Origin of the sequence: Enterobacter cloacae complex sp. 2022EL-00981 (genome assembly GCF_028737495.1) — a bacterium.
Lineage (GTDB): Bacteria > Pseudomonadota > Gammaproteobacteria > Enterobacterales > Enterobacteriaceae > Enterobacter > Enterobacter cloacae.
The window spans coordinates 174,186-197,504 of sequence record NZ_JAQZRK010000006.1 but is presented as its reverse complement, the minus strand read 5'-3'; the positions used below and the strand labels follow the sequence as shown (position 1 = coordinate 197,504).

Annotated in this window: 28 protein-coding genes, 1 pseudogene and 1 riboswitch; of the genes and pseudogenes, 13 read left to right on the top strand and 16 right to left on the bottom strand. The window is 55.0% G+C overall.

The features are described from left to right. Positions 1 to 249: 249 nt before the first annotated feature. Positions 250 to 888 (bottom strand): HTH-type transcriptional regulator RutR, encoded by a 639-nt coding sequence (gene rutR / locus PUZ33_RS08510; protein WP_013097192.1) that lies wholly within the window; start codon positions 886 to 888, stop codon positions 250 to 252. A gap of 242 nt (positions 889 to 1,130) precedes the next feature. Here rutR and rutA point away from each other — a divergent pair, with 242 nt between their 5' ends. From rutA to rutG, 7 genes are read left to right on the top strand one after another with little or no spacing between them, the layout of a single operon-like run. Beyond that, a complete protein-coding gene (rutA, locus tag PUZ33_RS08505; RefSeq protein ID WP_023620980.1) occupies positions 1,131 to 2,222 on the top strand; it encodes a pyrimidine utilization protein A in 1,092 nt (363 codons plus the stop codon). Next, positions 2,222 to 2,911, top strand: coding sequence for a pyrimidine utilization protein B (gene rutB, locus PUZ33_RS08500; RefSeq protein ID WP_252107620.1), 690 nt, complete (start codon positions 2,222 to 2,224; stop codon positions 2,909 to 2,911). Before rutA ends, rutB begins: the two co-directional genes overlap by 1 nt. A gap of 11 nt (positions 2,912 to 2,922) precedes the next feature. Beyond that, complete coding sequence (gene rutC, locus PUZ33_RS08495; protein WP_013097195.1) at positions 2,923 to 3,309, top strand: pyrimidine utilization protein C; 387 nt, start codon at positions 2,923 to 2,925, stop codon at positions 3,307 to 3,309. Positions 3,310 to 3,316: 7 nt separating this feature from the next. Next, on the top strand, positions 3,317 to 4,117 hold the full coding sequence (gene rutD / locus PUZ33_RS08490; RefSeq protein ID WP_058680363.1) for a pyrimidine utilization protein D: 801 nt from the start codon (positions 3,317 to 3,319) through the stop codon (positions 4,115 to 4,117). 9 nt (positions 4,118 to 4,126) lie between these two features. Continuing rightward, positions 4,127 to 4,717, top strand: coding sequence for a malonic semialdehyde reductase (locus PUZ33_RS08485; RefSeq protein WP_013097197.1), 591 nt, complete (start codon positions 4,127 to 4,129; stop codon positions 4,715 to 4,717). Positions 4,718 to 4,726: 9 nt separating this feature from the next. Further along, positions 4,727 to 5,221 (top strand): NADH-dependent FMN reductase RutF, encoded by a 495-nt coding sequence (gene rutF / locus PUZ33_RS08480; RefSeq protein WP_047024038.1) that lies wholly within the window; start codon positions 4,727 to 4,729, stop codon positions 5,219 to 5,221. A 21-nt stretch (positions 5,222 to 5,242) separates the two neighbouring features. Beyond that, a complete protein-coding gene (gene rutG, locus PUZ33_RS08475; RefSeq protein WP_252107619.1) occupies positions 5,243 to 6,571 on the top strand; it encodes a pyrimidine utilization transport protein G in 1,329 nt (442 codons plus the stop codon). A 35-nt stretch (positions 6,572 to 6,606) separates the two neighbouring features. Here the strand turns inward: rutG and PUZ33_RS08470 are convergent, their stop codons facing one another. Both PUZ33_RS08470 and PUZ33_RS08465 read right to left on the bottom strand, forming a co-directional pair. Continuing rightward, positions 6,607 to 7,500 (bottom strand): DMT family transporter, encoded by an 894-nt coding sequence (locus tag PUZ33_RS08470; RefSeq protein WP_047024037.1) that lies wholly within the window; start codon positions 7,498 to 7,500, stop codon positions 6,607 to 6,609. A gap of 119 nt (positions 7,501 to 7,619) precedes the next feature. Beyond that, positions 7,620 to 7,790, bottom strand: a complete 171-nt coding sequence (locus tag PUZ33_RS08465; protein WP_013097201.1) for a general stress protein — start codon at positions 7,788 to 7,790, stop codon at positions 7,620 to 7,622. Between the two features lie 391 nt (positions 7,791 to 8,181). Here PUZ33_RS08465 and wrbA point away from each other — a divergent pair, with 391 nt between their 5' ends. After that, on the top strand, positions 8,182 to 8,778 hold the full coding sequence (gene wrbA / locus PUZ33_RS08460; RefSeq protein ID WP_013097202.1) for an NAD(P)H:quinone oxidoreductase: 597 nt from the start codon (positions 8,182 to 8,184) through the stop codon (positions 8,776 to 8,778). Between the two features lie 18 nt (positions 8,779 to 8,796). Beyond that, positions 8,797 to 9,024, top strand: coding sequence for a YccJ family protein (locus PUZ33_RS08455; RefSeq protein ID WP_008499832.1), 228 nt, complete (start codon positions 8,797 to 8,799; stop codon positions 9,022 to 9,024). A gap of 787 nt (positions 9,025 to 9,811) precedes the next feature. On the opposite strand, the gene PUZ33_RS08450 is transcribed toward PUZ33_RS08455, so the two are convergent. From PUZ33_RS08450 to agp, 10 genes and pseudogenes are all read right to left on the bottom strand, one after another. Continuing rightward, on the bottom strand, positions 9,812 to 10,606 hold the full coding sequence (locus PUZ33_RS08450) for an Imm52 family immunity protein (protein ID WP_235836519.1): 795 nt from the start codon (positions 10,604 to 10,606) through the stop codon (positions 9,812 to 9,814). Further along, the gene (locus PUZ33_RS08445; protein WP_162780533.1) at positions 10,572 to 10,721 is read right to left on the bottom strand and encodes a hypothetical protein; all 150 of its coding nucleotides are present in this window, start codon (positions 10,719 to 10,721) and stop codon (positions 10,572 to 10,574) included. Before PUZ33_RS08445 ends, PUZ33_RS08450 begins: the two co-directional genes overlap by 35 nt. Then, a complete protein-coding gene (locus PUZ33_RS08440; RefSeq protein ID WP_058680361.1) occupies positions 10,721 to 11,065 on the bottom strand; it encodes a hypothetical protein in 345 nt (114 codons plus the stop codon). The genes PUZ33_RS08445 and PUZ33_RS08440 overlap by 1 nt, the downstream gene beginning before the upstream one ends. 73 nt (positions 11,066 to 11,138) lie before the next feature. Continuing rightward, positions 11,139 to 11,322: pseudogene (locus tag PUZ33_RS08435) on the bottom strand (type VI secretion system Vgr family protein); the annotation flags it as partial. 24 nt (positions 11,323 to 11,346) lie between these two features. Then, positions 11,347 to 12,069, bottom strand: a complete 723-nt coding sequence (locus PUZ33_RS08430) for an Imm52 family immunity protein (protein WP_058680360.1) — start codon at positions 12,067 to 12,069, stop codon at positions 11,347 to 11,349. A gap of 1 nt (position 12,070) precedes the next feature. Beyond that, positions 12,071 to 12,841, bottom strand: a complete 771-nt coding sequence (locus PUZ33_RS08425) for a Tox-REase-5 domain-containing protein (RefSeq protein ID WP_058680359.1) — start codon at positions 12,839 to 12,841, stop codon at positions 12,071 to 12,073. After that, a complete protein-coding gene (locus tag PUZ33_RS08420; RefSeq protein WP_058680358.1) occupies positions 12,841 to 13,185 on the bottom strand; it encodes a hypothetical protein in 345 nt (114 codons plus the stop codon). Before PUZ33_RS08420 ends, PUZ33_RS08425 begins: the two co-directional genes overlap by 1 nt. Next, entirely contained in the window at positions 13,179 to 13,682 is a 504-nt protein-coding gene (locus PUZ33_RS08415) for a DUF4123 domain-containing protein (RefSeq protein ID WP_058680357.1), read from the bottom strand. The genes PUZ33_RS08420 and PUZ33_RS08415 overlap by 7 nt, the downstream gene beginning before the upstream one ends. Continuing rightward, positions 13,679 to 16,000 (bottom strand): type VI secretion system Vgr family protein, encoded by a 2,322-nt coding sequence (locus PUZ33_RS08410; protein WP_058680356.1) that lies wholly within the window; start codon positions 15,998 to 16,000, stop codon positions 13,679 to 13,681. The genes PUZ33_RS08415 and PUZ33_RS08410 overlap by 4 nt, the downstream gene beginning before the upstream one ends. Positions 16,001 to 16,289: 289 nt before the next feature. Then, entirely contained in the window at positions 16,290 to 17,531 is a 1,242-nt protein-coding gene (gene agp / locus PUZ33_RS08405; RefSeq protein WP_058680355.1) for a bifunctional glucose-1-phosphatase/inositol phosphatase, read from the bottom strand. A gap of 152 nt (positions 17,532 to 17,683) precedes the next feature. Here agp and PUZ33_RS08400 point away from each other — a divergent pair, with 152 nt between their 5' ends. Together PUZ33_RS08400 and PUZ33_RS08395 are read left to right on the top strand one after the other, a co-directional pair. Further along, complete coding sequence (locus PUZ33_RS08400; protein WP_020689657.1) at positions 17,684 to 18,127, top strand: winged helix-turn-helix transcriptional regulator; 444 nt, start codon at positions 17,684 to 17,686, stop codon at positions 18,125 to 18,127. 125 nt (positions 18,128 to 18,252) lie between these two features. Then, positions 18,253 to 19,047, top strand: coding sequence for an SDR family NAD(P)-dependent oxidoreductase (locus PUZ33_RS08395; RefSeq protein ID WP_058680354.1), 795 nt, complete (start codon positions 18,253 to 18,255; stop codon positions 19,045 to 19,047). A 1-nt stretch (position 19,048) separates the two neighbouring features. Here the strand turns inward: PUZ33_RS08395 and PUZ33_RS08390 are convergent, their stop codons facing one another. Continuing rightward, complete coding sequence (locus PUZ33_RS08390; protein ID WP_013097206.1) at positions 19,049 to 19,408, bottom strand: winged helix-turn-helix transcriptional regulator; 360 nt, start codon at positions 19,406 to 19,408, stop codon at positions 19,049 to 19,051. Positions 19,409 to 19,508: 100 nt separating this feature from the next. On the opposite strand from PUZ33_RS08390, the gene PUZ33_RS08385 reads away from it, so the two are divergent. Further along, the gene (locus tag PUZ33_RS08385) at positions 19,509 to 20,258 is read left to right on the top strand and encodes an SDR family oxidoreductase (RefSeq protein ID WP_013097207.1); all 750 of its coding nucleotides are present in this window, start codon (positions 19,509 to 19,511) and stop codon (positions 20,256 to 20,258) included. 1 nt (position 20,259) lies between these two features. Here PUZ33_RS08385 and PUZ33_RS08380 read toward each other — a convergent pair whose 3' ends face one another. After that, a complete protein-coding gene (locus PUZ33_RS08380) occupies positions 20,260 to 20,763 on the bottom strand; it encodes a DedA family protein (RefSeq protein WP_058680353.1) in 504 nt (167 codons plus the stop codon). A 156-nt stretch (positions 20,764 to 20,919) separates the two neighbouring features. Further along, positions 20,920 to 21,089: riboswitch (M-box (ykoK) riboswitch) on the top strand. A gap of 59 nt (positions 21,090 to 21,148) precedes the next feature. Between PUZ33_RS08380 and PUZ33_RS08375 the strand changes: the two genes are divergently transcribed. Then, the gene (locus tag PUZ33_RS08375; RefSeq protein WP_045295767.1) at positions 21,149 to 22,150 is read left to right on the top strand and encodes a magnesium transporter; all 1,002 of its coding nucleotides are present in this window, start codon (positions 21,149 to 21,151) and stop codon (positions 22,148 to 22,150) included. Positions 22,151 to 22,192: 42 nt separating this feature from the next. Here PUZ33_RS08375 and PUZ33_RS08370 read toward each other — a convergent pair whose 3' ends face one another. Continuing rightward, positions 22,193 to 23,269, bottom strand: coding sequence for a LacI family DNA-binding transcriptional regulator (locus PUZ33_RS08370; protein WP_038419069.1), 1,077 nt, complete (start codon positions 23,267 to 23,269; stop codon positions 22,193 to 22,195). Positions 23,270 to 23,319 lie beyond the last annotated feature (50 nt).

The window sequence follows — 23,319 nt, the reverse complement described above, 5'->3', positions numbered from 1 at the left end:
TGCGACCAAGGCTGGTCAGGGTCAGATCCGCACCGTGCGTGAGGGCAACGGCCATGGAAACAAGGACATTAATCCGGAAGCTGTGAACGTCCGGTAAAGACGCGGAGAAAAATTTCTGGCAGACTGTCTGTAAAGGCACGATGAGGTCTCTTCTGATTTGTTAGCGCAACCAGTAGATCACACTTCATCGTGCTTTTCATTTTTCTGGGGAACCCTCAGCCCTGTGGGAGAGGGTTGGGGTGAGGGAAACTAGCGCACGCGGATCCCTTCAATAATCATCCGCTGCACGTTTTCGAGGGTGCTCTGGAAAAACGCTTCGTCCTGCAGCGTCTTTCCGGTCACCGCTTCCACCTGGGCCGCAAAGTCAGCATAGTGCTGGGTGGCGGCCCAAATCATAAAGATCAGATGCTGCGGATCGACAGGTGCCAGTTTGCCGCTGGCGACCCACCCGGCGATGATCGCGGATTTATCGTCCACCAGCTGTTTTAAATCCCCCGTCAGCTCTGCCTTCAGCAGCGGCGCGCCCTGCAGCATCTCCAGACAGAACAGCCGGGATGCCTGCGGATAATCACGGGACACCTCCAGCTTCAGGCGAATGTACTCTTTGATCGCCACCAGCGGGGCGAACTCCTGACGAAAGGCCTTTAGCGGCGCCAGCCAGATATCCAGGATCTGCTGCATTACTGCCACATACAGCGCCTCTTTCGACGGGTAATAGTAGAGCAGATTGGTTTTGGACACCCCGGCCTGCTCCGCCACCTGTTCCAGGCGCGTGCCGTGAATGCCGAACTGTGAAAAGGTCTCCAGCGCCGCACTGAGGATGGCGTGCTTTTTGGCGCTCACCGCCTGCGAACGTTTACCTGCTGTTTTCACTGCGCCTTGTGTCATCCCGCTCTCCTTATTCTGCGTTGCCAACAGCATAGCAAAACCCCCGCCTCGCCACGACATCCTGCACTCCCATCGCGCATGAATGCCTGTTTTGTGTGCAATGTTTTTGACCATTTAGTCCACTTTTGTCACGCTCAATTCACCAACCATTGATTAACACATTAATAACAAAGCCATTTTGAAAACTGGCACTCCCTTTGCAAAACCCTGTTCACCTGCAACGTAGTGAAGAGAGGTTCGTGATGAAAATTGGCGTATTTGTACCCATCGGCAACAACGGCTGGCTTATCTCGACCACTGCTCCGCAATACATGCCGACCTTTGAGCTGAACAAAGCCATCGTGCAAAAAGCGGAGCACTACCATTTCGACTTTGCACTTTCGATGATCAAGCTGCGCGGCTTTGGCGGCAAAACCGAATTCTGGGATCACAATCTGGAGTCCTTCACCCTGATGGCGGGCCTGGCGGCGGTGACATCACGGATTCAGATTTACGCGACCGCCGCCACGCTCACTCTGCCGCCGGCCATCGTCGCGAGGATGGCCTCTACGATCGACTCCATCTCCGGGGGGCGCTTTGGCGTCAATCTGGTCACCGGCTGGCAAAAGCCGGAGTACGAACAGATGGGGCTCTGGCCGGGAGATGAGTACTTCTCGCGCCGCTATGAGTACCTTACCGAATACGTGCAGGTGCTGCGCGATCTGTGGGGTACCGGCAAGAGCGATTTCAAAGGTGACTACTTCACCATGAATGACTGTCGCGTCAGCCCGCAGCCTTCTGCGCCAATGAAGGTGATCTGCGCCGGGCAGAGCGACGCGGGAATGGCGTTCTCGGCAAAATACGCCGACTTCAATTTCTGTTTCGGTAAAGGCGTCAACACCCCCGCCGCCTTCGCCCCAACCGCCGCACGCATGAAAGAGGCCGCCGACAAAACCGGCCGTGATGTGGGCTCTTACGTGCTGTTTATGGTCATTGCCGACGAAACCGATGAGGCCGCGCGCGCCAAATGGGAGCGTTATAAAGACGGGGCCGACGACGAGGCCCTGAGCTGGCTCACCGAACAGAGCCAGAAAGATACCCGTTCCGGCGCGGACACCAATGTGCGCCAGATGGCCGACCCGACCTCTGCCGTCAATATCAACATGGGCACGCTCGTCGGCTCGTATGCCAGCGTTGCCAGAATGCTCGACGAAGTGGCCGCCGTTCCCGGCGCGGAAGGCGTTCTGCTGACCTTCGACGATTTCCTCACCGGCGTGGAGACCTTCGGCGAGCGCATTCAGCCGCTGATGCAGTGCCGCGCCCACATTCCTGCCATCACCAGGGAGGTGGCGTAATGACAACCCTTAATGCCCGTCCGGAAGCCATCACCTTTTCTGCACCGCAGAGCGCGCTGATTGTGGTGGATATGCAAAACGCCTACGCCAGCCCCGGAGGTTATCTGGATCTGGCGGGGTTTGACGTCTCCGCTACCCGGCCGGTGATTGAGAACATCAAAACCGCCGTCGCCGCCGCACGCGCCGCCGGGATGCTCATCATCTGGTTTCAGAACGGCTGGGACGATCAATACGTGGAAGCCGGTGGCCCCGGCTCGCCCAATTTTCACAAATCGAACGCCCTGAAAACCATGCGCAAACGGCCCGAACTGCAGGGCAAGCTGCTGGTTAAAGGTGGCTGGGATTATCAGCTGGTGGATGAACTGGTGCCGGAGGCAGGCGATATCGTGCTGCCCAAACTGCGCTACAGCGGCTTTTTCAACACGCCGCTCGACAGCCTGCTGCGCAGCCGGGGCATTCGTCATCTGGTCTTTACCGGCATTGCTACCAATGTCTGCGTGGAGTCGACCCTGCGCGACGGCTTCTTCCTCGAGTATTTCGGCGTGGTACTGGAAGACGCCACTCATCAGGCGGGGCCGGAATTTGCCCAGAAAGCGGCGCTGTTCAATATCGAAACCTTTTTTGGCTGGGTCAGTAACGTCGCCGATTTTTGCGACGCCCTGAATCCGCCGCTCGCCCGTATCGCCTGAGGAGACATACGATGCCGAAATCCGTGATTATTCCACCGGGCACCAGCACGCCGATTGCGCCGTTTGTCCCCGGCACGCTCGCCGATGGCGTGGTGTACGTCTCCGGTACCCTGCCGTTTGATAAAGACAACAACGTGGTGTTTATCAACGACCCAAAGGCGCAAACGCGCCACGTGCTGGAGACGATCAAGACCGTGATCGAAACCGCGGGTGGCACGATGGAGGATGTGACGTTCAACAGCATCTTTATCACCGACTGGAAAAACTACGCCGCGATTAACGAGATCTACGCGGAGTTCTTCCCCGGCGATAAGCCGGCCCGCTTCTGCATTCAGTGCGGGCTGGTAAAGCCGGACGCGCTGGTTGAAATCGCCACCGTTGCGCACATTGGAAAGTGAGGCTGCCATGAAGCTCTCCGTCTCACCGCCCCCGTTTGACGGCGCGCCCGTCGTGGTGCTGATTGCCGGACTCGGCGGGGGCGGCAGCTACTGGTTACCCCAGCTAGCCGCGCTGGAACAGGAGTATCAGGTGGTCTGTTACGACCAGCGTGGTACCGGCAATAACCCTGACACCCTGCCGGAAGAGTACACCCTGGCGCAGATGGCCGGTGAGCTGGCACAGGCGCTGACCGCGGTCGGCATCACCCGCTACTGTGTGGTCGGCCATGCGCTGGGGGCGCTGATCGGCCTGCAACTGGCGCTCGACACCCCCGATGCGCTCAAAGCGCTGGTGTGCGTCAACGGCTGGCTGACGCTGAATGCCCATACCCGACGCTGCTTTCAGATCCGCGAACGGCTGCTGCATGCCGGTGGCGCGCAGGCGTGGGTAGAGGCGCAGCCGCTGTTTCTCTATCCGGCAGACTGGATGGCCGCCCGCGCACCGCGTCTGGAGGCTGAAGAGGCACTGGCGCTGGCGCACTTTCAGGGCAAAAACAATCTGCTGCGCAGGCTGAACGCGCTGAAAAAGGCCGATTTTAGCCGCCATGCCGCCCGCATCGCCTGCCCGGTACACCTTATCAGTTCCGCCGATGACCTGCTGGTGCCCTCTGTCTGCTCGTCTGAGCTGCAGGCGGCGCTCCCGCACAGCCACAGCGTGGTGATGCGCCAGGGCGGTCATGCCTGCAACGTCACCGAGCCGGAAACGTTTAATACCCTGCTGCTGAACGGGCTTGCCAGCCTGCTGCACAGCCATGAACCCGCTTTATAAGGAGTTTCGATGAGCGAAGCCATTACCTCTGCCGCGCTGGATTCACTATTCACCGGCGCACGCACCCACAACGGCTGGCTGGACATACCGGTCAGCGACGAGACGCTGCGCGAGATCTACGACCTGATGAAATGGGGGCCTACCTCCGCTAACTGTTCCCCGGCCCGTATTGTGTTTGTGCGCAGCGCAGAGGGTAAAGAGAAGCTGCGCCCCGCACTTTCCAGCGGCAACCTGGAGAAAACCCTCACCGCACCGGTCACCGCGATTGTGGCGTGGGACACGGAATTTTATGAGCGTCTGCCTGAACTGTTCCCGCACGGGGATGCGAAGAGCTGGTTTACCACCAGCCCCGCGCACGCTGAAGAGACCGCCTTTCGCAACAGCTCCATGCAGGCCGCTTATCTCATCTTTGCCTGTCGCGCCCTGGGGCTGGACACCGGCCCGATGTCCGGTTTTGACCGGCAAAAAGTCGACGAAGCCTTTTTCACCGGCACGCTGCTGAAAAGCAATCTGCTGATCAATATCGGCTATGGCGATGTGGGCAAACTCTACGGCCGTCTGCCGCGCCTGGCCTTTGAAGACGCCTGCGGGCTGGCGTAAGGAGCCATCATGACGACACCCGATAAACAAACCTTTCGCGATGCCATGGCCTGTGTGGGCGCGGCGGTCAATATCATCACCACCGACGGCCCTGCTGGCAGAGCGGGCTTCACCGCCAGCGCCGTATGCAGCGTCACCGACTCGCCCCCGACGCTATTGGTGTGTCTTAACCGCGGCGCGTCCGTCTGGCCGACGTTTAGCGAAAACCGCACCCTGTGCGTCAACACCCTGAGCGCCGGACAGGAGCCACTCTCCAACCTGTTTGGCGGCAAAACGCCGATGGAAGATCGCTTCGCCGCTGCCCGCTGGCAGATGGGTGAGACGGGCTGCCCGCGTCTGGAGGAGGCGCTGGCCTCGTTTGATTGCCGTATCAGCCAGGTGGTCAGCGTCGGCACCCACGACATTCTGTTTTGCGACATCGTGTCCATTATCCGCCACCCCGCCCCGCAGGGGCTGGTGTGGTTTGACCGCGGCTACCACGCGCTTATGCGACCCGCCTGTTAACCCTTCTTAAGGAAGCAGCTCATGGCAATGTTCGGATTTCCCCACTGGCAGTTGAAATCGACCTCTACAGAACCTGGCGTGGTCGCGCCGGATGAACGGCTCCCGCTCGGGCAAACCCTGGTGATGGGCGTCCAGCACGCGGTTGCCATGTTTGGTGCAACGGTGCTGATGCCGATGCTGATGGGCCTTGATCCCAATCTCTCCATTCTGATGTCGGGTATTGGCACCCTGCTGTTCTTTTTTGTCACCGGCGGGCGAGTGCCCAGCTATCTGGGCTCCAGCGCCGCCTTTGTTGGCGTGGTCATCGCCACCACCGGGTTTAACGGTCAGGGGATCAACCCCAACCTCAGCGTCGCCCTCGGCGGCATTATCGCCTGTGGTCTGGTCTATACCCTGATTGGCATCGTGGTGATGAAGATCGGAACCCGCTGGATCGAGCGAATGATGCCGCCAGTGGTTACCGGCGCGGTGGTGATGGCGATTGGCCTGAACCTGGCGCCAATTGCCGTGAAGAGTGTCTCCGGCTCGCCGTTTGAGAGCTGGATGGCGGTGATCACCGTGCTGTGTATCGGTCTGGTGGCGGTATTCACCCGCGGCATGGTCCAGCGCCTGCTGATTCTGGTCGGGCTGATTGTGGCCTGTCTGATCTACGCCCTGCTGGCCAATGTCTTTGGCTTCGGCAAGCCTGTCGACTTTACCCTGCTCCATCAGGCTGCCTGGTTTGGTCTGCCGCAGATCACGTCGCCAACCTTTAACACGCAGGCGATGATGCTTATCGCCCCTGTCGCGGTGATCCTGGTGGCGGAGAATTTAGGGCATCTGAAGGCCGTGGCGGGCATGACCGGGCGCAGTATGGATCCGTATATGGGGCGCGCGTTTGTCGGGGATGGCCTGGCGACGATGCTCTCCGGGTCGGTGGGCGGCAGCGGTGTCACCACCTACGCCGAGAACATTGGCGTAATGGCGGTAACGAAAGTCTACTCCACGCTGGTGTTCGTGGCGGCGGCGGTCATGGCGATGCTGCTAGGCTTCTCACCAATATTTGGTGCGCTGATCCACACCATTCCCTCGCCGGTCATCGGCGGCGCATCAATTGTGGTGTTCGGGTTGATTGCCGTGGCGGGAGCGCGCATCTGGGTACAGCATCGCGTCGATCTCAGCCAGAACAGTAACCTGATTATGGTGGCGGTCACGCTGGTGCTGGGTGCAGGTGATTTTGCCCTGACGCTGGGCGGATTTACGGTTGGCGGGATTGGTACGGCGACCTTTGGGGCGATCCTGCTTAATGCCCTGCTGAGCCGCCGGAAAGGGGATGAAGCGCAAGGGGAAGCCATCACCCCCTCCACCTGATATAAAGGCCCCTTACTTGCCGGGTGACGCTGCGCTTACCCGGCAATCGCCTTACGTCGTTTTTTGAGCTTTAGCTCACTCACCAGCACCCCAACAACGATAAACGCCGCGCCGACCAGCGCCAGCAGCGGTAAGCGCTCTCCGGCAATGCGTCCAAAAATCCCCGCCCAGACCGGCTCCCCGGTGTAGATCACTGTCGCCCGCGTCGGCGATACGCTGCGCTGTGCCCAGTTCATGGTCACCTGAATAATGGCGCTGAAAATACCCAGCCCCAGCGCCACCACCACCAGCCCGGCAGACATCGGCGGAACCGACTCCCCTGCCGGAACCATCGTCGCGAACGCCACCAGCGACGCCGTGGCAAGCTGTACCACCGTGACGCGCTTAACGTCGACCTTCCCGGCCCAGGCGCTAATGAGGATAATTTCCGCGGCAATCGCAATGGCTCCCACCAGGGTAATGATCTCGCCCGGCCCCAATGCCAGCAGGTTATTTTCCGGCCCGGCCAGCAAAATCAGGCCGATAAAAGCCAGCACAATACCAATGCAGGACATCACACCCGGCAGGCGTCCCAGACACAGCCATTGCAGTAACGGCACCAGCGGCACATACATGGCGGTGATAAAGGCCGATTTACTGCTGGAGATTGACTGTAACCCCCACGTCTGCAGGCTATACCCCATGGCAATCGCCACGCCAATCGCCGCCCCGGCCTTGAGCTCCTGCAGGGTCAGTCCGCGCAGGGTTTTCAACGAGATCAACCCCACGGCAATCGCTGCCGTCGCAAAACGCAGGCCGACAAAGAAGAACGGATCGCTCAGGGTGACCGCATACTGGACGGCGAGAAAGGTTCCGCCCCAGAACATGGTGATCAGAATGAGGATCGCTTCCTGAGGTTTGACGGAGAAGGTAAAACGAGAAACAGACATGAGGCACCAGAACGTAGAATGAAGGGACTAGTGTGCGATGCCTTTGATTGCAGTTCAATGTTACAGAAATAAAAAACCGCCGGGAGAACCCGGCGGCAGAGGTCTTTCAACCCGGCGACTTACTTATTGCCGCCATGGCTGTTTTTACCCCCTTTTTTGCCAGCCTCAGATGCGCGCTGAGGGTCATTTTTAAAATTACCCCCGCTATGCTGGCCACCTTTACGGCCTGCTTCTGATGCTCTTTCACGATCTTCGGCGAAATTACCTGAACCACCACGATGGTTTGCCATCTCTAACCTCCAGTATGTGAAACATTAGACATCATATTGCATTCAGTAAAAGAGGATTCTTTCACCTCGCGGCTAAAGGACAGCGCCTTTATCTGTGCCGCGTGAAACTAAGCTTAGTGGACTGAGGGTATCCGGCAAGCTGTAGTTAATATTCTGCAACAAGATCTCAGTCTTTTGGGTGAGAAAACGCGGCGGTCATTCATAAGCCTTTCTTATCATTTCAAAAATCGTCGGCGGTAAAAATGTTTCATTTTGCTACAAGCCGCGATGGTCAGCATATTGTTATAAATCAAAGAAATGCGGTTCATTTTTGCAGTCTGGCTGTGATGTCATATCTTTAAATGAACGCAGCGATCCGCTGTCAGAAAAAACAAACGAGGAGTGATGCAAAATGGCTAAAGTTCTGGTGCTCTATTATTCCATGTATGGACACATTGAAACCATGGCTCACGCGGTAGCAGAAGGTGCAAACAAAGTGGACGGCGTGGAGGTTGTGGTAAAACGCGTACCGGAAACCATGCAGGCAGAAGCGTTCGCCAAAGCCGGAGGAAAAACCCAGAATGCGCCGGTCGCCACGCCTCAGGAGCTGGCGGATTACGACGCTATTATCTTCGGCACCCCCACCCGTTTTGGCAATATGTCAGGCCAGATGCGCACCTTCCTCGATCAGACGGGCGGGCTGTGGGCCTCTGGCGCGCTGTACGGCAAACTCGCCAGCGTGTTCAGCTCCACCGGGACCGGCGGAGGCCAGGAACAGACGATTACCTCAACCTGGACTACCCTTGCTCATCATGGGATGGTGATTGTACCGATTGGCTATGGCGCGCAGGAACTGTTTGATGTCTCTCAGGTACGTGGCGGCACACCTTACGGTGCAACCACCATTGCCGGTGGCGATGGATCCCGACAGCCGAGCAACGAAGAGCTCGCTATCGCCCGCTATCAGGGTGAATATGTCGCGGGTCTGGCCAAAAAACTGAACGGCTAACTCAACAGGAGGACAAGCATGCCAACTCAAGAATCCAAAGCTCACCACGTGGGCGAATGGGCAAGTTTACGCAATACCTCTCCGGAGATCGCCGAAGCCATTTTTGAAGTCGCGAAATACGATGAAAAACTGGCAGAGCAGATTTGGGAAGAAGGCAATGATGAAGTTCTGGTACGCGCCTTCGAAAAAACGGACAAAGACTCGCTCTTCTGGGGTGAGCAAACCATCGAACGTAAAAACGTCTGAGCGTTTCCCCCCGCCGCAGCGGGCAGTCTCTGATACATACATCCTCCGGCGCTATTGCCGGAGGATTTTATGAATCTTTCCCCGTTTGGTTCTTTCTGTTTTTATTCACATGCTTCTGATGTGGATGGGGCTGCCAAAGAAATGAAAATTATACTGCCCCTCATTGAATCACCAGCTTAGGCCTCGATACAGACGATCCTTCCGTAAGACAAAATCCGGACCTTCCTGACCGTGACCGTACATGACATGCTCCTTTATTCTGGTATAACGAATACACTAACGTTATCGTCACGCTTAAGCACTGACCAGCAGGCACAGTGCCTTTTACCATATTTGTCCTCAAAGGCAGGCATTTGCTGCCATTCTCGGGTTTGAATGTACTCCGTTGTACCGTTAATAATGGCGGCCCACTGTCCCGCATAAGTGGCAGTTTCATCGGTTCAGCAGGTGATACGTACCGGTTCAGATGACGTTTCAGGTTCCTCGCTGTCCAGTCGGGCGCTGACTTCGTCAAAGCTGGCAAACCACTTCATGGACGATTCTTCATTAAACCCCTGCGTGGGTCCACGGCTGGATTCTGGCAGGCCCTGGCGAATTTGGCGAACGTGGGGTGAAGATCGGCGGATAGAGAAACAGCGGCCAGTGGTCCAGTTTGTTCTTCACAAGAATCACATCCGGACGGTGATAAATATTTTTTCCCGGTTCGGGAAAAGGGTTGGTTGTGTGCCGTCCGCCCGGCTCATCCGTCTCCGTGCGCCAGTAAATCCCTACTTCGCGACTGTCAAAACTAAAGCTCTGTCATCAGTGGCAACAAGCCAAGATCCAGAAGCTTAATTTCAATATCGTTAGCTTTGCCTATGTGTTCTTTGTTATTTCCATCAAATATTTCTTCAGTTGAAACAACGATTGTTCCGATCTGTTTGTTATCCTTTAGAACAGGAATAACTCTGGCTGCTTCTGGAATCAAGTCAGGTAAAACAATGGCGGGTATGAATAACATCCATCCGCAAGATATTCTATCGGGAAATACTTTTTTATATACTTCGTCATATCCATTTTCTTTAGGGATTATTTCAGAAAAACTATACCCCCCCGACTCAACATTAAGATATGTACAATTTTCATTTAAAGCAAGTAAATGGCACATAAAATCCAACATTCGCTCAGATGACAATTTTGTATTCACAGGAAAAACTGAAAACTCAATAACAAGCGACATAGGATTATTTCGCCTATTAGTACTTGAGTAAGAGGATGTCAGATCGATTCCAGCACTTATATCATCGTCTCGACCATCCCAAATACCCTCTCCAAAAAAAGGATAGTTTTTCTTATATCTTTTTTCCCATCTCGATAAAATCGCATCTGGAACTGTACAATCATCAACAAACACTTGGTGTTGTAGTGCCTGCTTTCTTGAATATCCTTTTAAATACCATTTTTTGTGCTCATCCAGCGCTTGTTCCAAATGTAAACTTACATCTCGAAACACCCTGGCAGCATGTGGGATTTCAATTGGTGAGCTTAGTCCAAATTCTTGCTCAATTCTAATGTTTACTGTTCTCATCTTCCCAGCCGCCACGGCTGCCTCCTGCTCCGGGAAAGGTTGATGCCCCGGTCGCACCACCAGCCACACCGACGCTTCCGGTAGCCACACCTCCCATTCCCCCGGTCACTACTGGTGGAAACATAACCATCAGAGCCCCCTCCTTTCCCTGTTTATCATCACATGCATATAGTCTTCCACCCGTTGGTCAGTTGAATAGCCGTTTGGGGTTCTCAGCCATTTATCCACTTCGGGCTTCAGATAAAAACCCGGCCAGAACGCTTCCAGAAACAAAAAATCTCGCTTCACATTCTTTTCTTTCAGCGGAAGAGTATTGGCATGATCCAGTGCCTTTCTCAGGCGAACATGGAACGTGTCATCCGGTTCGTTAATCCCAGGAAATTTCCTCTTCAGTCTTTGCTCGGTATCGCGTACAAAATCATCATCTTCCATTTTGTCCACACCGGCACACTGCTCTTCAGACAGCTTCAGCATATGAATTCCCTTTGTTTAAATGACCAGACTTTCCCGTCCACTGTTGTCAGCCATTCACGCATTAAATCTGTCATTTCCAGCTGCCGCAGTTGCCGGTTAAGCCTGTCAATCTCCTTAAGTGCGGCATCCATGTCCAAAGCATCACCCTGCGCTTTCGCCAGCGCATCCGCACTGACAAACAGCCCTTTACCGGCACGTATCGTTCCCCACTCATCGGTGCGCAGCTATGCACCCTGACCGCGACGCTGCCCCTGCGCGATAAGTTCACGCAGCAGGTAGGATTAAAGCTCCGTCATCAGAGGTAGCAGTCCAAGATCCAGAAGCCTTATTTCTATGTCATTAGCCTTACCAATATGTTCTTTGTTGTTTCCATCAAATATCTCTTCGGTTGAAACAATAATAGTTCCTTTTTGTTTCTCACCATCCATAACTGGTACAACTCTGGCCGCCTCAGGAATTAATTCAGGTAAGACCACATGTGGGATATATAACATCCACCCGGAGCTAAGGCGGTCAGGGAATACATTCCGACCATGAAATGTATAACCTTTAGTTTCTAATGAAATGTGAGAGCACTTAAATTCATTCGCTACATTTGAAATTAAATTAAAAATCTTAGCAACTGTTAACCCACCTGATGGAATATTGAGCTCAGAATTCACAACAACTCTGTTTTTTTCATCAAAAAACATTTTCCTGTAACTGACGCCACTACTACAATCATCATCTTTTCCATCCCAAACACTTTCAACAAACAATGGAGCATCTTTTGCGTATCTTTTTAACCATTTTTGATATGTCTCCTCGGTAATTCTATTTTTATTAAAAGCCACATGTTCTAATGCCTGCTTTCTGGAATATCCTGTTTCATACCAATCTGGCTGGATTGGCAATAGAGAGCCAAACTCATTTGACAAATAATTAAAATGACCAACAATATCATCAAATTCAATATCATCAGTATCAACTCTAAAATCAAGATTAATCGACAAATCAATATTCATTTCATGGTTCCCAACGAACAATAACATCCTTCATATAAAAAAACACCGTAGAAAAGTATCTATAGCTTATTGGCTGCATAAATATCCAGACTACTTTCAGTGGCTGATTAATGCTTGCCACAGCCTGGTGTCTGCTAGCCTGTTTTATAGCGCTATCATCACCTTTCCACCATTTCTTCTTTTTGCCATCCGCCCTGAAAAATTGATCATACCGCGCCTTGGCCTCCCAGAACTGACACAACTTATCTTTCCAGCCGTCAAATGATATGCCGCAGTATTTAAACTCCTGGATCTGCTGCGTTTCCGGATTATAAAATGTGCCGCAGATACGCGTCTGGTAGCTGATTGTAACCATACTCCATCGCGAACAACGCCTCACCATCGGCATCACCTTCCCTTCCGGAGGGCAGTTCTCACAGGTTTTTTCATCCGTCTTCGCCTGTGCTCCGGCTCTGGTCTCGACGCCCTCATAACTTACCGTTTCTGAGTAATCCATATCGTCTTCCCAGAAATCACCGTGCGTCTCTGCACTGACCGCCATGGGGTCATTCAGTATCGGATCATACTGTTTTCCCTGATAATCAAATCCCCCCAGGCTCCGGGACTGCGCATTTCCTGAACCTGGATATGACATATTCTCATCTTCCCAGCCGCCACGGCTGCCTCCTGCTCCGGGAAATGTTGCTGTTCCGGTTAAACCTCCAGCCACACCGACACTTCCGGTTGCAGCCCCGCCCATTCCCCCTGTCACCACTGGTGGGATCATGACCATCAGAGTCCCCTCCTTTCCCTGTTTATCATCACATGCATATAATCTTCAACCCGCTGATCAACTGAATAACCATTTGGGGTTCTCAGCCATTTATCCACTTCGGGCTTCAGATAAAAACCCGGCCAGAACGCTTCCAGAAACAAAAAATCTCGCTTCACATTCTTTTCTTTCAGCGGAAGAGTATTGGCATGATCCAGTGCCTTTCTCAGGCGAACATGGAACGTGTCATCCGGTTCGTTAATCCCAGGAAATTTCCTCTTCAGTCTTTGCGCGGTATCACGAACAAAATCATCATCTTCCATTTTGTCCACACCGGCACACTGCTCTTCAGACAGCTTCAGCATATGAATTCCCTTTGTTTAAATGACCAGACTTTCCCGTCCACTGTTGTCAGCCATTCACGCATTAAACCTGTCATTTCCCGGTGCTGCTGACTGTTCAGCATCGTCCCCAGACGAACCTGAACACGCGGGTCCTGAAAACGCAGTAAAGCAGCCTGTCCGTCCGGAAGTCCTGTGTTCATATATCTCTGTAAATGCGCAACCAGTTCCTCCGGCGGGGAGTCTGTCACTATCCAGGACACGCCGGGTAATGCGATTTCCAGAGCTTCCAGTTGCTCCCTCATTGCCATTGTTTCATTCATCCTAATTAGCCACGGTCCGGCAAAGGCAATACGCGAATCCGGCCAGGTATCAAATAAGGGCAAACAAACATCCTGTTTTATTTTCAGTTCATAACCGGTGAAGCGCTCATATTGCAGGCCATCAACTAAAGCAAACACTGAGACGTCTGATGAATGAATCAGGAACTGCATTGCGAGGCAAAAGCTGACACTGCTCATGATTCACCTCTTACAACAAAAGTGTCACCATTCATCGCCGCTTTCATCAGACAACTGAGGCAGATACCGCCACCCGTTGTCGCCTTAACCGGTATTGATGCAGCACCCGCCGCCATCGTCCGCTTCACTTTGCGTATATACGTCGCTGTCGTGCCATACTCGACCTTCCCGGCCTCAAGGCGCAGATAACTTCCGCCGCCAATCAGTGTGATACGTTTTTTTCCGGCCAGGGAGATGTCACTCGCTGAGCTCAGCGTCATTTTCTTCTCTGCAAACAGCCGCAGACTGGCGTTCTGCACCTGGATATCGATTGGCCCTTCGCCAGACTTCAGACTCAGGTGACCGGTACGGGCAAACAGGCCGAGCTTTTCCCCGGTAAGTAGCGTCAGGTTGCCCATCGCGCCTGTGCTTATATCTCCGCCAGCATTAATGGAGACGTTTTTGCTGGCGGCCAGTTGCAGATGTTCGCCGCTGGTCAGCGCCATCCCTTCCGGGGCTGACATCAGCAGCGCCTCATTGAGAGGCTTCAGCCGCTGTTCGAACATCCGTATCTGGCTGTCCACGTCCGCTTTCAGCGCCTGAGCCTGCTCCGCCGCGATTTCCAGCTGCTGTAGCTGCTGGTTGAGCCGGTCGATTTCCTTCAGCGCAGCGCTCATTTCCAGCACCTCACCCTGCGCCTTTGCCTGCATATCCGCACTGACAAACAGCCCCTTTCCGGCGCGGATAACGCCGTGCTCATCGGTGCGCAGTTCCGTACCGGTGCCGCGCGGTTTGTCCTGCGCATCCACCAGATGCCCGGTATTCAACTGCGTTGCGCCATATGGCGTGCTCAGCGCGATATGCTCCTCACCGCGGCGGTCCTCCATCCGCAGCTCATTATCAGCGGCGGTGCGCAGAATGTTCTGGCTGCGGTTGTCGCGATTAACGATGTCGGGATGTTCAGAATCGTGCAGGGCGTGGGAGATATACGGCAGGTCTATATCGCCGTTGCTGTACGCAATCGCCACTTCGGTCCCGTCGGTAAGCGGCGTGTGCCAGCCATATGTTTCGCCGGAATATGGCTTCGCCATCCGCAGCCACAGATACGCGTAGCCCGGTTCGCTCTCTTCCCGGTCAAAGTTCAGCCTGGCCCGGTAGCGCCCCTGTTCGTCCAGATGGGCGTAGATATCGTTCTTTTCCCTGCTCTCAATCCGGGCCGGAAGTGTGCCGTGGATTTCCGGTCGCGGGATTTCCGCCGGGCGGAAACAGTAACGTTCGGTGTAGGGCATGCCCCAGACCGACACGTGCAGACGGGAATCACGCGCTCCCCGGAAGGTCACAAGCGTAAGGAGCACGCCCTCCTCCAGGGCCGTAATGACATCGCCCTGCGGCTCCAGCACCTGTCCGGGCGAGAGGTGTGAGGCGTTGCTGAACAGGTGGATACGGGCTGATTTATTGAGCTCCCGCTCGTGATGAAGCCGGGCATAAAACGCGCCGGATTCGGTTTCCGGCTCCGGGTCGCTGTCATCGCCCGCTTCCCGGTACGGCTCCTGGTAGCGGTAGTGTTCGCCCGTCGTCACCGCATCACTGCGCACGCTGACCACCGTATCCATCGGCGTGGTGGCGGTGCGGTAGTTGTAGTTCCGCGTGGCGACGGTGCCGGTGACAACCCTGTGCCAGGTCCGCACATCCCAGACCGACTCCGCCGCGCCGTCAAACAGGCCCGATGGCTCACGGTACGGCAGTCGCACGTCAAACCGGTAGTGAAGCTGGCTGTCGGCAAAAATGTACGTATCCAGACCGCGCACGTTGTCCATCTCCGTGCGCCAGTAAATCCCCACCTCAGACAGAATGCGCTGAATGAACTGCAAATCCGTTTCCCGCCACTGGGTGATAATTTCACGCGGCGGGTAGGTGCACTCCAGGCGGAAGTCAAAATCAGGTCCTTCCAGCCCGTGTTTGCGCAGCACCTGCTCCACCACTTCCGGAACGGACTGGTTCTGAAACACGGCGCACTGCCGGGTATATCCCAGCAGCGCCAGGCGGGAACTGAGCGTGAGCCGGTAGCGGGACTGGTCTGCGGAGGTGGACAGCCATTCCAGGCGGGTGATAATGCCGTGAACATTTTTACCGCCACGCATCTGCAACGAGGCATATTTCATCAGCACCTGTTCCGGGGGAATGTTCGCCTGTTGAGTGGTGAACTCAATATCCCACCGGAAGGGCTCGCTCAGTGCTTCCCTGCCGCGAAAGCGCAAAACATCCGCCTTCACTGTGCTGTCATTAATATCCAGAAAGTAACGGGTCTGTCCGTCGAAGAGCGCCAGCCAGTTATCCATAACAAAAACCGCACTAAATTAATGGGTAAATTGAAATGGTTACATAACTCAAATTTATTGTAAATAACTGATCCCAGGCAGGGAAAGAGCGGAATCGGGTATCATGGAGGAGATAAATAAATAGACCCTCTAAGCATGTAAATTATTTATAATTGCTCACGCTTTTCTTACCGCCTACAGTTTCACCACTCAGGTCGTCAACACGGAAACGACCTGAAAATGAAAAGAAGCCTGTCTCCAACATCAGGAACGTTGTTTATAAGAGTCAGGCTTGTGCAGCGTTGTTATCTTATTTCGCCGCGTCGTTCATCACCGTATTAAATTTATCGATCGGGCAAAAACCGTTCGCATCCACCGGACACCCCTTCAGTTCCAGCGTCACGCGCTGCGCCGGAGACTGCAGCGACAGCACGCTGGCGTTACGCAGCTGCTCTGAGCTCTGATACACATACTCAATTTTCATCAGCTCGCGGTTGGCGTTTTTGTCGTGCCAGCGCTGGAAGACAATTTTGCCGCCGATTGGGGTGCGCTCCTGCTGGTCATGCAGCTGGTACGGCTTGAAGTCCAGCGCCGTCAGAAGAGAGGCAATGTTGGAGTCATGCCCCACCAGCAGGGTGATTTTCGGCGCTTTTGCCTGATCGGTTACCAGGGCGTTATCGATATACTTCACCAGCGGTTTGGCGACGTTTTGCGCCACCTCGGTTGAGGTAAACAGCGAGTCCTGATATCCGTTTTTCAGCTTCGACAATACGCGCCACTGCTGGTCGGTTTTGATCTCTCCCCAGGCCACCTGGTCGGCCGGGAAGCCTTCGTAATACTGCAGCGTAAACGCATCCACCAGCGAGTTACCCACCTTCAGCGGCCCGGATACGCCAGGCTCTTTTTCGTAGTCGGCGCTGAAGGTATCTTTCGCGTCTGCCAGTGAACAGACTTTTTTCTCTTTGCACGACGGCGAATCGGCGTAGTTCGTCATCTGCTCCAGCAGCCGGTAGCTTTCAGCAAGCTGCATTTTCTGGCGTTCGGACTCCATCGCCTTAAGCGCTTTTTCGCGGAATTCCGGCGAGTTATCGGTAATTACCGGATTAAAGGTTGGGTCCATGGTGCCCATTTTGTCCTGATGATGCACAGGAACATCGCACCCCGGGAACGCGCCGGTAATGAAGAACTGCGCGGTGGCGACGGTGCGCTGCAGACTGTTGGCGTAAGCATAAACGCTCTCCGCCGGTGGACATTCTCCCGTCTTCACCATCCCCTGCTGGGCCAGCCACTCGCGCATGTAGTGCCCCATATAAACCTCCAGCACGCCACCTTTGGTGGTGAGCTGACCGCCCGGCACTTCCCATTCAGGCCATTGCTTTGGCGTGGACTGCTCCAGCACGCTGCCGTTATTGGCGAGCGGTGCGCGCAGGTTGTGACGGCTCATAATTAAAACTTGCTCCAGCTGATACCCTTCCGGCGTCTCTTGCGCCTGCACCCCGGAGGCTACTGAAAAGAGACCGGCCACGGCCACCGCAAGTAGTGCTTTTCTCATCCCTAATTCCTCACTCGTTTTAAAATGTCGCGTTCAGTGTGACAGATCCGTGACAATTTTCCGGGAAGCATTTCTCAAACTGATGAATAACACGCTTACCCGGTGAGCAGATTAGTTTTATAATAAAACTACATACGCCCGGAGATTTGCCTGTGAAACGCACCCGTCTTGAAGAGAGTACCTGCCCTGTCGCCCGTTCGCTGGATATCATCGGCGACTGGTGGTCGCTGCTGATTGTTCGCGACGCATTGCGCGGGATTAAACGCTTCGGCGAGTTCCAGAAAAGCCTCGGTATCGCGAAAAACATGCTGACCGCGCGGCTAAAACTGCTGGTCGATGAAGGCATCCTCCGGCTCCAGCCCGCCTCCGACGGCAGCGCCTGGCAGGAATACGTTCTGACCGACAAGGGACGCGCACTCCAGACAGTGCTGGTTGCCCTGTCCCAGTGGGGCAATGAATTTTTGTTCGCGGAAAACGAATGCGGCACCGTTCTCGTTGATAGCGAACAGCGCAAACCGCTGCGTAAACTGCTGCTTATTGCCGACGATGGCCGCGAACTTAAGCCTGAAGAGATCGTGGCTAAACTCCCCTCCTGATCGTTCCCGACGGCAAAAGCACAAAATGACCACCAATATAGTTGCATTATAAAACCAAATAGCAGACAGTGAATTCAGTTTCATATTGAAACCAAATAACCCACTTTGCTTTGAGGTAACATACGATGACTACGCAAATCACTACCGCCCTGATTACGGGTGCCTCTTCCGGGATTGGTGCCGTCTATGCCGATCGCCTTGCCGCGCGCGGCGCTAATCTGGTCCTGGTCGCCCGCCGCGAGGATCGGCTGCAAACCCTCGCCGCCGACCTGCGCGCGCGCTATGGCGTGACCGTCGATATTCTGGTGGCCGATCTCACCGATGAAACCGGGATCCGCGCGGTAGAAGACGAACTGCGTAGCAATACCGCCATTGATGCGCTGGTTAACAACGCCGGCACCGCGCAGATGGCGCCGTTCCTCGCGGGCGATGTGGCCCGGCATCAGGCCATTAACACCCTCAATACCACGGCGCTGATGCGCCTGACCTATGCGATCCTGCCGCGCCTGGCGCAGAATAACCACGGTACGCTTATCAATATCGCCTCGGTGTTGTCCCTGCACGTACGTGCCGGCAGCGCGCTGTACAGCGCCACCAAAGCCTGGGTGCTCAGCTTTACCCGTGGGTTACAGGAGGAGTTTGCCGACAGCAATCTGCGTATTCAGGCCGTGTTACCCGCCGCAACGGCAACAGAAATCTGGCAGCATTCCGGCGTGACGGTGAACGATCTGCCCGAAGGCTCGGTGATGACCACTGACGATATGGTGGATGCTTCGCTGGCGGGTCTGGATCAGGGCGAGCTGATTACCATTCCGCCAATGCATGATGCCAGCCTGTGGGATCGCTACGAAACGGCACGTCTGGAACTGTTTAACAGCGCCCGCACCGGCATTCCGGCGCCGCGCTATGTAAAACAGTAGGCTAACGCTCAAGCTGGTCGCCGTACTCACTCATCCAGGCGGCCAGCGGCGAGAGCGCCCCTTGCAGGGTCAACCCCAGCCCCGTTATCTGATACTCCACGCGCGGTGGGATCTCCGGGTAAACCGTGCGCGACACCAGCCCGCGCTGTTCGAACAGCCTGAGCTGCTTCGTGAGTTCTTTTTGCGTGATGGGGGCGGTAGCGCGTAGCAGATCGCCAAAGCGTACCGGCGCATTAAGGATAATCAGGCGATAAAGAACAGGGATCGCCCACTTCCCGGAAATCAGGTTCACAAACTGCGTCATCGGGCAGACATAAACCTCAGAATTTTTTTCACAACGTATATCGAGCAATTCCGCCATAGCACACCTCTTGCCGCATTAGTATCCAATTGGTACCTGGTTTCCTTTCGATACTAACGTTTCTATAGTGCTTTCTCCAGAGACATTTCAGGAGAAGAACATGGGTCGTTTAGCAGGTAAATATACGCTGATTACCGGCGGAACCAGCGGCATTGGCCTTGCCACTGCGCAGGTGTTTCTCGCCGAAGGGGCGCATGTCGCCGTCACCGGTCGTAACCCGGAAACGCTCGCCGAAGCAGAGCGCATTCTGGGCGATAAGGCCTGGGTGATCCCGACCGATGCGGGAGATATTGCTTCGCAAAAAGCGCTGGCGGAGACGCTTGCCGCCCGCTGGCCACGCCTGGACGCGGTGTTTCTCAACGCCGGCGACGTGACGCACGCACCGCTGGAAGCGTGGCAGGAAGAGGCCTGGGATCGTCTGATGGGCATCAACCTGAAGGGACCGTTCTTTTTAATTCAGGCGCTGCTGCCGCTGCTGAATAATCCGTCCTCGGTGATCCTGTGCGGCTCCGTAAGCGCGCGCATCGGCCTGCCCACCAGCAGCGTGTATGCCGCGAGCAAGGCCGCCCTGCTGTCGCTGGCACGCACACTGTCGGCAGAGCTGTTACCACGCGGCATTCGCGTTAACGGTCTGAGCCCCGGCCCGGTAGAAACCCCGGCCTTTACGAAAACGGGCTTAAGCGAAGAAACGCTTAACGCGATGATGGCGGAGATCATCAAGCTTGTGCCGCTGGGCAGAATGGGCTCGACGACGGAGCTGGCAAAAGCCGCGCTCTATCTGGCCTCCGACGAATCCAGCTACACGGTAGGAACGGAACTGCTGGTGGACGGCGGAATGGGAAGTTTGTAACTTAAAAGGCGCTGATGCCGGTGACAATGCCGACATACAGCGCCGCCCAGACGGCGGCAGAAAACAGACTGACCGCGTAAACCTTCACCCGGTTGAGCCTGAGCATGCCCGCCGCCAGCGGCACGATATAGCGCAGTACCGCCAGAAAACGGGCGGTGAAGAGCACCAGCACGCCGTTTTTCTGTAGCTGATGCTGCACCCGCAAAAATGTATCGGCATGTTTTGTGGTAATGCGTGTCACCAGCGGCGTATGCCCCATCAACTGACCGATATGATAGTTCAGCAGCGAACCGAGCGTGGCCCCCATTACCACCGCCAGCCACGTCAACGCCGGATGCAGGCTCGCCTGGCTGACGGTGATCCCGGTCAGCAACATCACCGAGGCGGGCGGCAGCACGGAGGAGATCAGCACCGTGGATTTACTCAAAGCCAGCACGAAGAGTAGCGCAAAGAGATGCGTCGGATAATGCGCAAAATGATTGAGCAGATTGTCAAACCACGCCACCTTGTTCTCCTCGTGAATATTTATCCTCCCATTAAAGTCGAGCAAGTTTAAATAAAGGCTCAACGCGTCATGAATAATGAATACATAAACATTCCCTAAACATTTTTTAAATTCCAGAGCGGGAAAATAAAATAAGCGTATTATCCCGCTGGTTTACAACGATCTCGTTATGGCGAGGCTCCTGTACAAATACACGTTATCGCTCTGGCAGGTTCGAGAGAACCCGCACAGGGTAAAACAGGCACTGTCGAATCAAGGCTTTGTCAGTATAACTTCCCTTACGGGATACGGTGTACAGTGCTGAACCCAGGACGTGGGGATCTCCTCTTCGACATGCCCTGTCTTGCTCGCCCCTGAGAGATTTTTTATTCAAAGGGAATTCACTATGTCTTACGCTATTCACAACCAGAACCCGGTATTCAATGACAGCGCTATCGCGCAATATATGAATACCGATTTTATCGTCCTCGATATTTCATTATGCGTGGCGCTGGCGCGCGAGCAGTTTTTCGAAAAATTAAAAGACGATGATATTCCGTCGCATATTTTCATTGAAGATCAGGGTCGCCTGGCAGGCATGATTGCGGTACGCAAATTGCTGCAAACCACCGATACCGTACAGCCGGTAAAATCGCTGATGCTGTCGCAATTTCTGCAGGTCAAACCGGAAGATGAGCGGGCCGATGTCGCCGGACTGCTGGCTCACAGCGGTGCGGATGTGGTGCCTGTTGTCACCCACGGCAAGCTGGTTGGCTGCCTCACCGAGCGCGAAATGGCTCACCTGCTGGAAGACGATGTCACCGAAGATGCCCAGCGCCAGGGGGCAACGCTGCCGCTGGAAAAGCCCTATCTGGAGACCAGCGCCTTCAGCCTGTGGAAAAAACGCTCCGTCTGGCTGCTGCTGCTGTTTGTCGCGGAAGCCTACACCAGCTCGGTGATCCAGCACTTTGAAGAGGCGCTGGAGTCCGCCATTGCGCTGGCGTTTTTTATCCCGCTGCTGATTGGCACCGGCGGGAACAGCGGAACGCAGATCACCTCCACGCTGGTGCGCGCCATGGCGCTGGGTGAAGTGCATCTGCGCGATGTTGGTCGCGTACTTTGCAAAGAGATGACCACCTCACTGATGATTGCCGTCACGCTCGGTATTGCCGGGTGCATCCGCGCATGGATGATGGGGATTGGGCTGGAAATTACCCTTATCGTCAGCCTGACGCTGGTGTGCATTACGCTGTGGAGCGCCATAGTCTCGTCCGTTATTCCCATGGTACTCAAGCGCTACGGCATTGACCCGGCCGTCGTCTCCGCGCCGTTTATCGCGACGCTTATCGACGGTACCGGGCTGATTATCTACTTCAAAATCGCCCAGTATACGCTGGGGCTGGAGTAATCTTACGAGCACCTCTTTCCTGTGATTGAGGTGCTCACTCCGCTACACATCACCCAGTTGATGCGCAATCTCGCGCAGCTGCTGGGCCAGCGCCTGGAGGTTTTTTCCCTTCTCCCCTTTCGGCCCGGTGGACTGTCGCACCACCAGACGGGCAGGTAAAATCGAGGACATGCGCAGGGCACTCTCTTCGCCGCTGTCCAGAATGCGGCGCACCGCCTCTTTGCCCTGCAGATCTAAATCCAGTGAGACCGTCGTCAGCGCCGGGTAGAAGAACGAGCTTTCGTAGGTATCATCGTAGCCAATCACCGACTTCTCGCCCGGAATGGAAATCTGCTGCTGGTGGAAGGCGCTCAGTACGCCCAGCGCCATCTGGTCGTTGGCCACCAGTACGGCGGAAAACTGCGGCGTTTCGCGCAACATCTGCAGCGCACCGGCATACCCGCTCTGCGCATCCCAGTTGCCGCGGATCACCGAAGCGGGCTCCAGCCCGTAACCCTTCAGGGTTTCGATCCAGCTTTTTAGCCTCAACTGTGCCGACACAGAGGACTCCGGCCCCGCCAGCAGGGCGATGTCGCGATGGCCCAGCTCGTAAAGGTATTTAACGCTGGCGCGGGTCCCATCCGCCGGGTTAAACGAAACGTTAAACACAGAACTGTACGGGTCGACATCCAGGAAAAGACAGACGATATCGTCGTTGTCGGTGGCGATTTTCTGCGCCTCTTCGGCCTCCAGAGGCACGTTAATGATCACCTTGCTCACCAGCTGGGACTTCAGTTCGTTGATAGAGTCCTGAATACTTTGGTTGACGTTCTCATCTATCATCGAGATCAGTACCTGGTATCCCTCCACGTTCGCATAGCGTTTTACCGCTGCCGCCACCTGAGAAGGCGCGTGCAAAGCCAGTGAAATGGTCACCAGCCCGACGGTCTGGCTCTGCTTGCCTACCAGTTGCTGGGCCAGGCGATTCGGCACATACCGCAATAACTCTATGGATTTCTCAACCTTGTGGCGCGTGGCCTCGGATACATTGGCAGATTTATTCAGTACCCTGGACACGGTCTGATAGGAGACGCCTGCATGGCGTGCGACGTCCTCTAACGTTGCGCTTTTCGACTTCATGGTCCGGTTCCTTATGTTGTTATGCGATGATTGTAACAGGGGCGCTGTAA

Excerpts from the sequence above, each read along its gene's own strand:
- agp (WP_058680355.1), bottom strand. The coding sequence starts at position 17,531 with ATGAGAAAAGCACTACTTGCGGTGGCCGTGGCCGGTCTCTTTTCAGTA.
- PUZ33_RS08455 (WP_008499832.1), top strand. The coding sequence starts at position 8,797 with ATGCCAACTCAAGAATCCAAAGCTCACCACGTGGGCGAATGGGCAAGT.
- rutR (WP_013097192.1), bottom strand. The coding sequence starts at position 888 with ATGACACAAGGCGCAGTGAAAACAGCAGGTAAACGTTCGCAGGCGGTG.
- PUZ33_RS08485 (WP_013097197.1), top strand. The coding sequence starts at position 4,127 with ATGAGCGAAGCCATTACCTCTGCCGCGCTGGATTCACTATTCACCGGC.
- rutA (WP_023620980.1), top strand. The coding sequence starts at position 1,131 with ATGAAAATTGGCGTATTTGTACCCATCGGCAACAACGGCTGGCTTATC.
- rutG (WP_252107619.1), top strand. The coding sequence starts at position 5,243 with ATGGCAATGTTCGGATTTCCCCACTGGCAGTTGAAATCGACCTCTACA.
- PUZ33_RS08425 (WP_058680359.1), bottom strand. The coding sequence starts at position 12,841 with ATGGTCATGATCCCACCAGTGGTGACAGGGGGAATGGGCGGGGCTGCA.
- PUZ33_RS08370 (WP_038419069.1), bottom strand. The coding sequence starts at position 23,269 with ATGAAGTCGAAAAGCGCAACGTTAGAGGACGTCGCACGCCATGCAGGC.
- PUZ33_RS08395 (WP_058680354.1), top strand. The coding sequence starts at position 18,253 with ATGACTACGCAAATCACTACCGCCCTGATTACGGGTGCCTCTTCCGGG.
- rutB (WP_252107620.1), top strand. The coding sequence starts at position 2,222 with ATGACAACCCTTAATGCCCGTCCGGAAGCCATCACCTTTTCTGCACCG.
- rutC (WP_013097195.1), top strand. The coding sequence starts at position 2,923 with ATGCCGAAATCCGTGATTATTCCACCGGGCACCAGCACGCCGATTGCG.
- wrbA (WP_013097202.1), top strand. The coding sequence starts at position 8,182 with ATGGCTAAAGTTCTGGTGCTCTATTATTCCATGTATGGACACATTGAA.
- PUZ33_RS08385 (WP_013097207.1), top strand. The coding sequence starts at position 19,509 with ATGGGTCGTTTAGCAGGTAAATATACGCTGATTACCGGCGGAACCAGC.
- PUZ33_RS08470 (WP_047024037.1), bottom strand. The coding sequence starts at position 7,500 with ATGTCTGTTTCTCGTTTTACCTTCTCCGTCAAACCTCAGGAAGCGATC.
- PUZ33_RS08375 (WP_045295767.1), top strand. The coding sequence starts at position 21,149 with ATGTCTTACGCTATTCACAACCAGAACCCGGTATTCAATGACAGCGCT.
- PUZ33_RS08415 (WP_058680357.1), bottom strand. The coding sequence starts at position 13,682 with ATGAGCAGTGTCAGCTTTTGCCTCGCAATGCAGTTCCTGATTCATTCA.
- PUZ33_RS08390 (WP_013097206.1), bottom strand. The coding sequence starts at position 19,408 with ATGGCGGAATTGCTCGATATACGTTGTGAAAAAAATTCTGAGGTTTAT.
- rutD (WP_058680363.1), top strand. The coding sequence starts at position 3,317 with ATGAAGCTCTCCGTCTCACCGCCCCCGTTTGACGGCGCGCCCGTCGTG.
- PUZ33_RS08410 (WP_058680356.1), bottom strand. The coding sequence starts at position 16,000 with ATGGATAACTGGCTGGCGCTCTTCGACGGACAGACCCGTTACTTTCTG.
- PUZ33_RS08445 (WP_162780533.1), bottom strand. The coding sequence starts at position 10,721 with ATGGTTATGTTTCCACCAGTAGTGACCGGGGGAATGGGAGGTGTGGCT.
- rutF (WP_047024038.1), top strand. The coding sequence starts at position 4,727 with ATGACGACACCCGATAAACAAACCTTTCGCGATGCCATGGCCTGTGTG.
- PUZ33_RS08420 (WP_058680358.1), bottom strand. The coding sequence starts at position 13,185 with ATGCTGAAGCTGTCTGAAGAGCAGTGTGCCGGTGTGGACAAAATGGAA.
- PUZ33_RS08465 (WP_013097201.1), bottom strand. The coding sequence starts at position 7,790 with ATGGCAAACCATCGTGGTGGTTCAGGTAATTTCGCCGAAGATCGTGAA.
- PUZ33_RS08440 (WP_058680361.1), bottom strand. The coding sequence starts at position 11,065 with ATGCTGAAGCTGTCTGAAGAGCAGTGTGCCGGTGTGGACAAAATGGAA.
- PUZ33_RS08430 (WP_058680360.1), bottom strand. The coding sequence starts at position 12,069 with ATGAATATTGATTTGTCGATTAATCTTGATTTTAGAGTTGATACTGAT.